Below are 13350 nucleotides of genomic sequence, written 5' to 3' on the forward strand. Positions count from 1 at the left end.
TTGGACAGTTGGTGAATCGTGTAAGAAAAATATTATGAAGTGGAAGGATGAGAACGATGGTTAATAAGCTCTTTTTACTAATTGTAGTGATTGGATTTCCGTTATCTATTTTAGGAAATACACTCCATTGGCCACAAACTATGATGTTTGCTGTATATTGTATTACGATTATTGCATTAGCAGGGTTTATGGGGAGAGCAACAGAAAGTTTAGCAATTGTATCGGGACCGCGAATTGGTGGGCTATTAAATGCAACTTTCGGAAATGCAGTAGAACTAATCATTTCGATATTTGCACTTCAAGCAGGTTTAGTTGAAGTTGTTCTTGCTTCGTTAACTGGTTCTGTTCTTGGTAATTTGTTATTAGTTGGCGGATTATCTTTCTTTGTAGGAGGACTCAAATATAAACGACAAAGTTTTAATGTTTATGATGCAAGACATAATTCAGCTTTGCTTATTTTTGGAGTAGTTGTAGCATTTGTTGTTCCGGAAGTCTTTTCTATTAATATGGATGTTGATGAAACGTTTCAGTTTAGTATTGGTATCTCAATAATTTTAATTGCTTTATATTTAGCAGCACTATTCTTTAAACTTGTAACGCACCGAGGTGTATATCAAAGTAAAACAGAAGTAGAAGAACATGAAGAAGAACCAGAATGGTCGAAGAAAAAAGCATTGCTTATTTTAGCAATTGCAACTGCAGCGGTTGCATATGTATCAGAAGCACTTGTTCATACATTTACAGCAGTAGGAGAAACATTTGGGTGGTCCCAGTTATTTATTGGGGTCATTATCGTTGCGATTGTTGGGAATGCAGCTGAACACGCGTCAGCAATTATTATGGCTTATAAAAATAAAGTAGATATTGCTGTTGAAATCGCAGTTGGTTCTACACTTCAAATTGCAATGTTTGTAGCGCCGGTTCTTGTCATTCTTTCCATGTTTTTTACTACGAAAATGCCCCTTGTATTTACGTTGCCAGAACTTGTTGTAATGGTAACAGGAGTGTTTTTAACGATTGCAATCTTGAATGATGGGGATACAAACTGGTTTGAAGGACTAACTTTGCTTGCAGCTTACTTCATTATGGGTATCGGCTTTTATTTATTGTAAAAAAATTGGATAACAAACGATGGAGGAGAAAACAATATAGTATGAAGTTTAAATCGTTTAATTTAGGAAGGAGCTCTACAGGTGAAACGAGTATATAGTATTTGCCTTTCTATTTTGTTATCGTTCATTTTATTATTTCCTGACAGTAGCTTTGCAAAAGTTGTAAATGTAAAAGTACCTTCATCTGTTGTAAATATTTCAAAAAACAATACGTATCCAAATCCAGCGCAAGACTTGCCAAGATTGGAGCCGAGTAAATTTACGCAAGAATTATTGAAAACGTCAGCAATTTCAATTGAAAATCCCGATTTAATTCGGTTGTTTAATGAAACATCGATTTCAAATGCCCCGCTTGCAGTAGGATATAGAGCAAAAATTTATTTAGGGCAATGGCCATTAAATTATGAGTCAAAAGAAACAACGGTGAATTGGGAATATAAACAAGTGAATCGCAACGTATACGACAATAGGGCGGGAATTTATACGCAACCACTTCGCTATCGACAAGAAGCACAAAAGATTGTAGAAGGTGGTTTAACTTCTCAGATTCAAGATGCAGAAGATATTAAAAAGATGATGCTTCGAAAAGCGATGAGTAAAGTAAGCTTACCTCTTTCATTTAGAACAGTTGTTGGTTATGGAACACATCACGGAAGTGTTCACAATGTGATTGCAAAATATTTTGGCTATTTATATGCGTTTGCGCCAGCTGTAAGTGAAAAAGGAAAGGTGACATTTGGAGAAGTATATCTTGTGCTAAAAGGAAACAAGCGTGAGGTTATGATTAAAAATATTACGTCGCAAGGTATTAGTGCAGCGATTCCTATTCAAGATTATGTATCATTTAAATTTATTTTGACGCAAATACCGCAGTAAACAAAAAACGTCAGCATAGGAAGCTGACGTTTTTCTTATAGCGTAATCTTTGCTTTCTTTGTTAAGAAGTCTTCATTTGGATAATAGCTATTCTTTACAAGAACGTTTGGTCCAAGGCATTTTATAGCTGGACAATGGCAGCTAAGTGACTTTGCCGTTTTAGATGCAGACCACCTTTCGTATGCTTGTTGCAACGTGTCTGTTTGAATATTACCAAGAAGCGGAACATCGCCAAAGTCTGTAACGATAATATTGCCATCAAAAATGTTTACATTTAAACGAGATCGTCCGTCTGGATCGTTACGAACTGTTACATTTTTGCTGCTTTGTAATTGCTTTAGTGTAGCTAAATCTCGTTCATCATCGCTACATGCATAAAATGGGAGTGTTCCAAATAACATCCATACATTCTCATCGCGAATTTGCAAGAGATGTTCAATTGCATCACGAATTTCCTCTTTTGTTAAAATTTCAAGGTTACTCGCAAAGTCACTTGGATACATTGGATGTACTTCATGACGTTTACAGCCCATCTCTTCAACAATTTGTTTATGAATATGCTCCATATGAGGTAATGTGCGCTTATTGAGCATTGTTTCTGCTGAAACGATAACTCCTGCATTAGAAAGAGCTTTACTATTTGTAATCATTCGTTCAAATAGTTTTGCACGTTGTTCATATGATGGTTTGCGGGCCATCATCGCAAATCCACCTTCAACGAAATCATCGATTGTACCCCAGTTATGAGAAATGTGAAGAACGTCTAAATACGGAATAATTTGTTCATATCGTGCTAAATCTATAGTTAAGTTTGAATTAATCTGTGTGCGAACGCCACGTTCATGGGCATATTTTAAAAGCGGTACAACATAGTTATCAACAGATTTCTTTGACAACATTGGTTCCCCACCTGTAATACTTAAAGAACGTAAATGAGGAATTTCCTCTAGTCGTTGTAGTAAAAGGTCGATTGGAAGCGGGTCTGGATCTTTCGGTTGTAACGTGTAACCAACGGCGCAATGCTCACAGCGCATATTGCATAACGTTGTTGTTGTAAACTCAACGTTTGTTAATAATAGTTTGCCGTACTCTTCAAGGTCCATATACGCTTCCCATGGATCGTAAGAAGGAGTAATCGGCTTCAATGTTTGTGATATACTCATCTGAAATACTCCTTTGACTGTTTGAAATAAAGTGAAACTTCAATTAGCGGGGGCGCTTTATCCCTCGCTGATTGTTAGCCTGATCAATCAGGCTTTTACGGGCTGTTGCCTCTTTCAACTAAAATTTTTTGTAGTTCTCAAATTGTAGGATGTGAGTTTTACAGCCCGCAAATAGCGGGATAACAATTTGTCCATTCTCTATAATAGAAGAAGACGAACATTTAATAAACCATTTTGCTAAAATTGATAAAAAAATTTCGTGTTCCGCGGTATCATTTTTGCGGTATAATATAAGCAACTCGAATAAAAAGGAGAGTGCCTTCGTGGGAAATGCAATTCATAATCCAGATTCACAACTAGTATATTTAAAAGATCGTTTAAATATGTTTTTAGAAGTTATTGATTCAATAGAGCCTGAAGATGTTGAAATAGAAGATATCGATCGTCTTCTTGAAATGTTAGATGAATTAGAATTAAAATGTGAGCAATTTAAAAAAAGTGAGTAAGAACTAGCGTGACGCTAGTTCTTTTTTATTGGGAAATTTATAAGGAATTGTGCGTGTATGTGTTCACAGCAACAGAAAAAAGAAAGGCTTTTTCAAAGTGCACCTCTTTAGAAAAAAGAGTATAATCGATGTGTAACAATTTTTAAAGCGTATTGGTAGCGTTCACAATTGAGGGGGAAGTAACAATGAAAAAGCTTCAAGAAAGCATGTATGAACTTGTTGTTCAAACATCGACGAATTTACCAAAAGATGTTCGTCGTGTTATCCAGCAAGCAAAAGAGCGAGAGAATACAGGGACTCGTTCTGCGATGGCACTTGGTACAATCACAAATAATATTAAAATGGCGGATGACAATATTTCGCCGATTTGCCAAGATACAGGGATGCCAACGTTTAAAATTTATACGCCAGTTGGTGTAAATCAATTAATGATTAAGGAAGCGATTTACAAAGCGATCGATCAAGCAACAAAAGATGGAAAGCTTCGTCCAAACTCAGTTGATTCTTTATTTGGTGATAACAGTGGCAATAACTTAGGACCAGGGACACCAGTTATTAAGTTTGAACAATGGGAAAAAGATTACATTGATGCACGTTTAATTTTAAAAGGTGGCGGATGTGAAAATAAAAATATCCAATACAGCTTACCGTGTGAATTAGAAGGGCTTGGGAAAGCGGGGCGTGATTTAGAAGGGATTCGTAAATGTCTTCTGCATGCTGTATATCAAGCGCAAGGACAAGGTTGTAGTGCTGGTGTAATCGGTGTTGGAATTGGAGGAGACCGCACGTCTGGTTACGAGTTAGCGAAAAATCAATTATTCCGTACATTAGATGATACAAATCCAATCAAAGAACTTCAGCAATTAGAAGAGTATGTAATGGAAAATGCAAATAAGCTTGGCATTGGTACGATGGGATTTGGTGGTGAAACGACGTTACTTGGTTGTAAAATTGGTGCATATAACCGCCTTCCAGCAAGCTTCTATGTTTCTGTTGCTTATAATTGCTGGGCATATCGCCGTCTAGGAATTACGATTCATCCAGAAACGGGAGAAATTATTGATTGGTTGTATCAAGACGGTGAAGATACATTAAAGCAAGAAGACAAACAAAATAAAACTGAGCAACGTGAAATTGTGTTGCAAGCGCCAATTACAGAAGAACAAATTCGCGAACTAAAAGTTGGTGATGTTGTAACAATTAACGGCATGATGTACACAGGCCGTGATGCAATTCATAAGCATTTAATGGATAACGATTGTCCTGTAGATTTAAATGGACAAGTTATTTATCACTGTGGTCCAGTTGTTGTGAAAGATGATAATGACAATTGGAAAATTAAAGCGGCTGGTCCAACGACAAGTATTCGTGAAGAGCCGTATCAAGGTGATATTATGAAGAAGTTTGGCATCCGTGCTGTTATCGGTAAAGGTGGCATGGGAGCAAAAACGCTAGCTGCTCTCGGAGAACATGGCGGTGTGTATTTAAATGCTATCGGTGGTGCAGCTCAGTACTATGCAGAGTGCATTCAAGAAGTAGAAAATGTAGACTTCTTACAGTTCGGTATTCCAGAAGCGATGTGGCATTTACGTGTAGAAGGATTTAAGGCAGTTGTTACAATGGATTCTCATGGAAATAGCTTACACGCGGACGTAGATAAAACATCGTTAGAAAAATTAGCACAATTTAAAGAGCCAGTTTTTAAATAATATGTAAAACAAAGGACACTTCTGAAAAATGAAGTGTCTTTTGCTTTATATTGGAATGAATGGAAAAACATAAGCGGCATGAAATAATAGGTTACACAGAAACTATACGTAACATGCATTGAAAGGAGTTTATGTATGAAGTGGAAATTAGCACATATAAGTATAATACTTATGATTATCATGGCGCTTATTCCAGTTTCAACTTTCGCTTATACGAATGCTCCAAATCATTGGGGTATTCCAAGAGCAAAAAATGAAACACCGCCAGACGCTGGAGAAAAATTCACAAGTTTATTACGAAATAATGGTGGTTTTTATTTAGGAGATACGAAGAAAAAAGATATTTATTTAACGTTTGATAATGGATATGAGAATGGCTATACGGCAAGGATTTTAGACGTGTTGAAAGAGAAGAAAGTACCAGCAACATTTTTTGTTACAGGTCATTATATAAAAGGGCAACAAGATTTATTAAAAAGAATGGTAAAAGAAGGACATATTATTGGAAACCATTCGCAAACACATCCAGATTTCACAACAGTTCCTGACACAAAACTTCGAGAAGAATTACAAATCGTAACGGAAGATATTAAAAAGGTGACTGGGCAAAAAGAGGTGAAATATTTACGACCACCGCGTGGTATTTTTAGTGAACGTACACTAGCTTTAGCAAAAGATATGGGATATTATAACGTTTTTTGGTCACTTGCTTTTCTAGATTGGAAAGTAAACGAACAAAGAGGATGGCAGTATTCACATAATAACGTAATGAATATGATTCACCCTGGTGCAATTATTTTACTTCATTCTGTATCAAAAGATAATACAGAAGCGCTCGCGAAAATCATTGATGATTTACGCGAGAAAGGGTATCATTTTAAAAGTCTAGATGATTTAGTGAAAACCGATAAGCCGTAAGCATGTATGCTTACGGTTTTCTCATGCTATAATGATGTGTAAATAGGACGGACAAGTATAAAGTAGAGGTGTAACAATGGCACAAAAGCAACACGAAAGTAAGTTACAAGTTGGACAAACATTCCCAGTAACGATTAAACGTCTTGGAATTAATGGAGAAGGTGTTGGTTATTTTAAGCGTCAAGTTGTCTTTATTCCAGGGGCATTACCAGGCGAAGAGGTCGTAGCAGAAACGACAAACATTAAGCGTGGTTTCGCAGAGGCAAAGGTGAAAACAATTCGTAAATCTTCACCGCATCGCACAAAGGCACCATGTCCTGTATATGAAAAATGTGGTGGTTGTCAATTGCAGCACTTGCAGTATGCAGAACAATTAAATCAAAAGCGAGATATCGTTGTACAGGCATTTCAAAAGTATATGGATACAGGAATGGAAGAGAAAATTCGTCCAACGCTTGGCATGGAAGATCCGTGGCATTACCGTAATAAAAGCCAATTACAGGTGGGACGTAAAGATGAGAAGGTTATTACGGGATTATATGAACAAAACTCTCATCGTTTAATTGATATTGCACATTGTATGATTCAACATAAAGCAACAAATGAAGCAACAAAAGTTGTTAAGCGTATTTTAGAGAAGTTAAACATTTCTATTTATAACGAACGAAAAGGAAAAGGTTTTGTTCGTACGATTGTCACGCGCGCAGCTGTACAAACTGGAGAAGTACAGGTGACATTAATTACGACAAAAGAAGAATTTCCAAACAAAGATCAATTTATTAAAGAGTTACAAAAGCAAATGCCTGCTGTGAAATCGATTATGCAAAACGTAAATGGGCGTAAAACATCGGTTATTTTCGGAGACAAAACGTTCCGATTAGCTGGTAAAGAAGTAATTCAAGAAACATTGGGTGATTTAGAGTTTGAACTTTCTGCCCGTGCATTTTTCCAGTTAAATCCAGAACAAACCGTAGTCCTTTATAATGAAGCAAAAAAAGCAGCAGCATTAACTGGAAAAGAAACAGTGGTCGATGCGTATTGCGGCGTTGGTACGATTGGGCTTTGGCTTGCAAACGATGCGGCGGAAGTGCGTGGAATGGATGTTATTCCAGAAGCAATCGCAGATGCAAGAAAAAATGCGAAGCGTCAAGGATTTATGAATACGAAGTACGAAGCTGGAAAAGCAGAGCAATGGCTACAGAAATGGGTAAAAGAGGGATGGCGTCCAGATGTTATCGTTGTTGATCCGCCACGTACAGGATGTGATGATAAGTTACTGGAAACGATTTTAAAAGTAAAACCAGAAACGGTTGTATATGTATCGTGTAACCCATCATCATTAGCACGTGATGTAAAAGAATTAATGAAGAATTACCATATTAAGTACGTGCAACCAGTTGATATGTTCCCGCATACAGCGCATGTGGAGACGGTCGCGAAGCTGGAATTGAAGTAATAATCTAACTCTTTGAGAATGCCTTGTTTTCGGCATTCTCAAAGGGTTTATCTTTCCAGCCGATTCATCTCCCACCTTCCTCTAAGTATAGCGAAGGTGGGAGATGAATCGGCTGTTTGGTGCAAAAACAAATCATTGCGTTCTGTTTCGATCGTGATTAGAATCCTTTCTGTGGTGAATTTGTTTAGTCGCAATCACTCTAACCGAAATGAGTCTTTTTGTCATATTTTAGGAAAAAAATAGAATCCCGCTAAAAAGCCGATATGAAAGCTTTTTAGTGGGATTTTATATGTTTGGTGAATAATTAGGGGGTTGATAATGTTTTTCAATAAGGTATACTTGAATAGAATGTTGAAATTGATAATCGTTATCATTGTTTTGTGTTATCGCTGTGCACTATGTGAAATAGAGATAATTGTTATTTAAATCACGCATAAAAACATAACATAGATATTAATTTTATCAATTCAATAATCTGTCTATAAAATTTATACATAAGGGGAGAGGTATGAGGAATGCGAAAGTTTAAATTAACTGTTATTATGATGGCAATTTTTGTTTTGATGTTGGCAGCTTGCTCAAATCCAAGTAATGGAACTGGTAAGACTGAAACTAAGAAGAAAGAAAAAGACTCTACTGAAACAGTTGAAGTCACTGATGCACATGGAACTGTTACGGTTCCTGTAAATCCTAAGAATGTAGTTGCTTTGGATAATAGAACGTTTGAAACTTTAGCTGATTGGAAAATTGAATTAGCTGCTGTTCCAAAGGCTATAATGCCTGCGGATTCACCATATGTAGTTGATGAAAAAGTTCAAGATGTTGGGAATCATGGTGAGCCAAACCTTGAAATTATAGCAGCTGTAGACCCAGAACTTGTAATTGTGGGTCAAAGATTTTCTGGCTATTATGAAGATATAAAAAAATTAGTACCAAATGCAGCTGTTATTGATCTTAATATTGATGTTTCTGAGGAAGCTGCTGCACCTGGAGAAAACTTGGTAAATGGACTTAAGGACACTACAATTACTTTGGGGAAAATTTTTGATAAAAATGAAGAGGCTAAAAAATTGACAGCTGATTTTGATCAATCTATCAAAAAAGCTAAGTCTGCATATAATGGAAAAGATAAAGTTATGAGTGTTATAGTTTCTGGCGGAGATATTGGCTTTTCAGCTCCTCATACTGGACGTGTTTGGGGACCAATGTATGACATCTTTGGATGGACTCCAGCATTAGAGGTTAAAGGAGATTCTTCTACAGATCATCAAGGTGATGAAGTTTCTGTTGAAGCTATTGCACAAAGTAATCCTGATTGGCTTTTCGTACTAGATCGTGATGCTCCAATAACTGGCGAAACTGATAAAGTTCCTGCTCAGGATGTTATTGATAAATCACCTGCTCTTCAAAAAACAACGGCTGTTTCTAAAGGACAGATTGTTTATGCACCAGAGGACACTTACTTAAATGAATCAATCCAAACTTATTCGGAGTTGTTTGAAAATTTTGCGAAAAATTTAGCTAAGTAAGTGTAAAGGAGTATAACATAGTGCCGAAAAATGTCATTACCAGGATTGAGAGTAATTCTCAATCCTGGTTTTATAACCACAATAAAATATGGACAAAACCTTTTATACTAGCGATTATAGTTGTTATTATATTAGCTAGTATATCGCTGTTTACTGGAGTTTATGATATACGTGGACAAGAAGATGGAATGGAAATGTTTTTCATAACTCGTGTTCCAAGAACAGTTGCACTAATGCTTACCGGAGCTGCCATGGCAATGGCAGGACTCGTAATGCAACTTCTTACGCAGAATCGTTTTGTTGAACCTACCACAACAGGAACGATTGAATGGGCAGGTTTGGGACTTCTTGCTGTTTATTTATTATTTCCTGCACCAACTTTAGTTCTTAGAATGACTGGTGCAATCATTTTTTCTTTTATAGGAACTATGATTTTCTTTTTATTCTTAAGAAGAGTTAAACTTCGTTCGTCTTTAATTGTCCCCATCATTGGACTGATGCTTGGAGCAGTCATTTCTGCAGTTTCCACTTTTATGGGACTCTTTTTCCAAATGACGCAAATTATTGAAAGTTGGTTTGTAGGTTCTTTTGCGGGTGTTCAAGTTGGAAGATATGAATATTTATGGCTAATTGTTATAGTTACTATTCTTATTTTTATTTATGCTAATAGATTGACTTTAGCGGGACTTGGGGAAGATGTTACAACAAGTCTTGGAGTAAATTATAATAGGATTATTCTCTTTGCTACTGCTCTTATTTCGTTTGCAGTTGGAATTGTTGCAGCTGTTATTGGAAACTTACCTTTTTTAGGTTTAATTGTCCCAAATATTGTTTCAATGTTTAGAGGAGATGATCTTAGAAGTAATTTGCCTTGGGTATGTGTGATAGGAATGGGTACTATAACTCTTTGTGACATAATTTCTCGAACAATTATTATGCCTTTTGAAGTGCCTGTCTCTTTAATACTTGGAACAGTCGGAGCAGTCGTATTTATTACTATATTATTGAGACAAAGAAAACCAAGGAGGCTAAGATGAACGCATTGGAATATAGAAATAAGGAAAATGTCGAAATCGATTCTAGCCTTCATAATAAAAATAGATCTGCTAGAGCTTTTCGTTCTAAGAAAGATGAAAAACGTTATTGGATTGTGCTCATAACATTGATTGTTTTGGGTGTTCTTTCTTCGTACGGACTTTTAGTTTATAACAATCCGGTTCCAGTAGATTCACCTTCGTTTATCCCAGTTGTTATGAGAAGAATAGTTGCTCTTGTTGCAATGATTATTGTTGCAATTTGTCACAGTTTGTCGACCGTTGCTTTTCAATCGATTACGAATAATAGGATTATAAGTCCTTCTCTTTTAGGTTTTGAATCACTATACTCAACAATTCATACTAGTACAATGTTTTTCTTTGGTGCTAGTGTATTGGTCAATTTTAGTGGTATTGGATCATTTCTATTTCAAGTTATTGTTATGGTCTTGATGAGTTTGATACTTTATGGGTGGTTGCTTTCTGGAAAGTATGGAAATTTACAACTTATGCTTTTGGTTGGGATTATCATTGGAACTGGGCTGAATTCTGTGTCAACTTTTATGAGAAAACTTCTTGCGCCGTCTGAGTTTGATCTTTTACAGGCAAGATTATTTGGTTCTGTCAATAATGCGGATGCTGAATATTTTCCAATTGTAATTCCAATGGTAATAATTATAGGATTATTACTTTTTGCTTTTTCTAAGAAATTAAATGTATTGTCACTTGGAAAAGATGTTTCTACTTCTTTCGGGGTTAAATATCAATCTAGTGTAATTTATACCCTTATATTAGTTGCTATTTTAATGTCAATTTCAACGTCTTTAGTTGGGCCACTTACTTTCTATGGGTTTTTAGTTGCAACTTTGAGTTATCAAGCGGCGCCAACTTATGATCACAGATATATTTTTCCAATGGCCCTTGCTATAGGATTCTTTATACTAACGAGTGCATACTTTTTAATGTATCATGTATTCGATTCTCAAGCTGTAGTTTCAGTTATTATCGAACTGTTTGGTGGAATAATATTTTTAATTGTAATTTTAAGGAAGAGGTCTCTATGATAAAGATTGCTAATGCTAGAAAATTGTATACTGATAAGGTCAAAATAGGACCTTTGGATATTGAAATACCAAAAGCAGGTTTTACTTCTTTAATTGGACCCAATGGTGCTGGAAAGTCTACAACACTTATGATGATTGGAAGACTTTTGGATATGGACGAAGGTCAAATTATGGTGGCAAATATGGATGTTTCTGAATCTAAATCAAAAGACTTAGCGAAAATTATGACTATTTTACGGCAAGAAAATCATTTTGTAACGAGGCTTACTGTTAGACAGTTAGTTGGATTTGGACGTTTTCCTTATTCTAAGGGAAGATTAACGAAAGAGGATGAGTCTATTGTTTCTAAATATATAGATTTTCTAGATTTGGCTGATCTAGAAAATAGATATTTAGATGAGCTTTCAGGTGGTCAAAGGCAAAGGGCATATGTTGCAATGGTTTTGTGTCAAGAGACTGAATATGTACTTTTAGACGAGCCTCTGAACAATCTTGATATTGCCCGTTCTGTTCAAATGATGGAGCATTTGAGACGTGCTGCTAATGAATTTGGAAGAACAATTTTGACTGTTATGCATGATATAAATTTTGCAGCCAAATATTCTGACAGAATTTGTGCTATGAAAGATGGACAAATTGCCGCTTTTGGAACAGTAGAAGAGATTATGGACCCAGAAACTTTAACAGATATATTTGAAACGAAAATAGAAATTATTGATGGTCCTTATGGTCCAATAGCGATTTATTAGTTACAAAATTTTTAAAAAAAGAGAAGCATTTCAGAAAAATAAGTATGACAAAGAAACCCTTTTGTCACACAAGGTGCTCGCACAAAGGAAAATGAATTTGAATTCAATAAAGATATGGGAATGTATGTTTGCAAAGCAGGACATATGGCAATTAGGAAAGCTCGGCATGGAAGTATAAGGAGCAATGACGATTTTCATCGTCAACCTAAAGAAAGTATTGAAACGAATGAATTAAAAACGGTATCATCCCGTGTAATAATTACTTCTTCCATTCTTGGTAATGTCGTGATAAAATTCATATGCATGTATCTCCTATCTTTACTTTCGTCTAGTCAACTCAAGTATAAGATAGACGGAGATTACGTGCCTTTTTTATGAACTTTTACATGTGAATTGTTTGTTACACCCCAACAAATAGTATAGAAACAAAACTTTTGTAAGGCACAAGGGCTTGATGGATATGGTGCTGAAATAAAAAAGGAGAATGAAATGAATAATTATAAATTAACGATTCAATACGATGGTGGCCGTTATAAAGGATGGCAACGTCTTGGAAATAGTGACAATACAATTCAAGGAAAAATTGAAAGTGTATTATCAGAGATGGTTGGCGAAGAAATCGAAATTATTGGTTCTAGTAGAACGGATGCAGGTGTACATGCACTTCATCAAGTGGCAAATGTGAAACTAAACGGGGATTGGACTACAGATGAAGTGAAAAAGTATTTAACGCGTTATTTGCCACAAGATATTAGTGTTATTGATGTAACACTAGTTCCTGATCGTTTTCATGCTCGCTACAATACAAAATCAAAAACGTATGTATATAAAATTTGGAACGAAGAGCACACAAATCCATTTATGCGTAAGTACAGCATGCATGTCGAGCAGAAATTAAATGTTGAAAAAATGAAGGAAGCAGCTCAATACTTCATTGGATTACATGATTTCACAGCTTTTTCGAATGCAAAATCAAAGAAGAAATCTATGGTTCGTGAAATTTATTCTCTTTCAATTACGAAAGAGAATGGTTTTATTCAAGTTCGCGTAAGTGGAAATGGCTTTCTTCATAACATGGTCCGAAAAATTGTTGGAGCTTTAATTGAAGTAGGCTTAGGGAGAATGGACGCGAATGAAATCCCAGCCATTTTAGAAGCGAAGCAGCGCAATGCAATTAACTGTCTTGCTGATGGGAATGGATTATATTTAGAGAAAATTGATTTTTAAATAAAAG

At 35.8% G+C, this 13350-nt stretch carries 12 protein-coding genes; 11 read left to right on the forward strand and 1 reads right to left on the reverse strand.

The features are described 5' to 3' along the window. Positions 1-56 precede the first annotated feature (56 nt). Entirely contained in the window at positions 57-1112 is a 1056-nt protein-coding gene (gene cax, locus BAMA_RS11595) for a calcium/proton exchanger (protein WP_034639147.1), read from the forward strand. Between the two features lie 81 nt (positions 1113-1193). Then, positions 1194-1988 (forward strand): YfkD famly protein, encoded by a 795-nt coding sequence (locus BAMA_RS11600; RefSeq protein ID WP_034639148.1) that lies wholly within the window; start codon positions 1194-1196, stop codon positions 1986-1988. Positions 1989-2023: 35 nt separating this feature from the next. Here BAMA_RS11600 and yfkAB read toward each other — a convergent pair whose 3' ends face one another. Beyond that, positions 2024-3151, reverse strand: coding sequence for a radical SAM/CxCxxxxC motif protein YfkAB (yfkAB, locus tag BAMA_RS11605; RefSeq protein WP_034639149.1), 1128 nt, complete (start codon positions 3149-3151; stop codon positions 2024-2026). 323 nt (positions 3152-3474) lie between these two features. Here yfkAB and BAMA_RS11610 point away from each other — a divergent pair, with 323 nt between their 5' ends. The 9 genes from BAMA_RS11610 to truA all read left to right on the forward strand — a co-directional run bounded on the left by BAMA_RS11610 (position 3475) and on the right by truA (position 13343). Next, positions 3475-3657, forward strand: a complete 183-nt coding sequence (locus BAMA_RS11610; protein ID WP_034639150.1) for an SE1561 family protein — start codon at positions 3475-3477, stop codon at positions 3655-3657. Between the two features lie 185 nt (positions 3658-3842). After that, positions 3843-5366, forward strand: coding sequence for a fumarate hydratase (locus BAMA_RS11615; RefSeq protein WP_034639152.1), 1524 nt, complete (start codon positions 3843-3845; stop codon positions 5364-5366). A 135-nt stretch (positions 5367-5501) separates the two neighbouring features. Beyond that, complete coding sequence (pdaA, locus tag BAMA_RS11620) at positions 5502-6284, forward strand: delta-lactam-biosynthetic de-N-acetylase (RefSeq protein ID WP_034639153.1); 783 nt, start codon at positions 5502-5504, stop codon at positions 6282-6284. Positions 6285-6360: 76 nt separating this feature from the next. Continuing rightward, entirely contained in the window at positions 6361-7740 is a 1380-nt protein-coding gene (rlmD, locus tag BAMA_RS11625) for a 23S rRNA (uracil(1939)-C(5))-methyltransferase RlmD (protein WP_034639155.1), read from the forward strand. Positions 7741-8255: 515 nt separating this feature from the next. Continuing rightward, the gene (locus BAMA_RS11630; protein WP_034639157.1) at positions 8256-9269 is read left to right on the forward strand and encodes a siderophore ABC transporter substrate-binding protein; all 1014 of its coding nucleotides are present in this window, start codon (positions 8256-8258) and stop codon (positions 9267-9269) included. 20 nt (positions 9270-9289) lie between these two features. Beyond that, the gene (locus BAMA_RS11635; protein WP_034639158.1) at positions 9290-10306 is read left to right on the forward strand and encodes an ABC transporter permease; all 1017 of its coding nucleotides are present in this window, start codon (positions 9290-9292) and stop codon (positions 10304-10306) included. Further along, positions 10303-11367: an iron chelate uptake ABC transporter family permease subunit gene (locus BAMA_RS11640; RefSeq protein ID WP_034639159.1), complete on the forward strand. Its 1065-nt coding sequence runs from the start codon at positions 10303-10305 to the stop codon at positions 11365-11367. The genes BAMA_RS11635 and BAMA_RS11640 overlap by 4 nt, the downstream gene beginning before the upstream one ends. Then, positions 11364-12116: an iron ABC transporter ATP-binding protein gene (locus BAMA_RS11645; protein WP_034639161.1), complete on the forward strand. Its 753-nt coding sequence runs from the start codon at positions 11364-11366 to the stop codon at positions 12114-12116. Before BAMA_RS11640 ends, BAMA_RS11645 begins: the two co-directional genes overlap by 4 nt. A gap of 489 nt (positions 12117-12605) precedes the next feature. Beyond that, complete coding sequence (truA, locus tag BAMA_RS11650; RefSeq protein WP_034639163.1) at positions 12606-13343, forward strand: tRNA pseudouridine(38-40) synthase TruA; 738 nt, start codon at positions 12606-12608, stop codon at positions 13341-13343. Positions 13344-13350: the final 7 nt, after the last annotated feature.

The sequence above is a fragment of the Bacillus manliponensis genome, assembly GCF_000712595.1.
Classification (GTDB): domain Bacteria; phylum Bacillota; class Bacilli; order Bacillales; family Bacillaceae_G; genus Bacillus_A; species Bacillus_A manliponensis.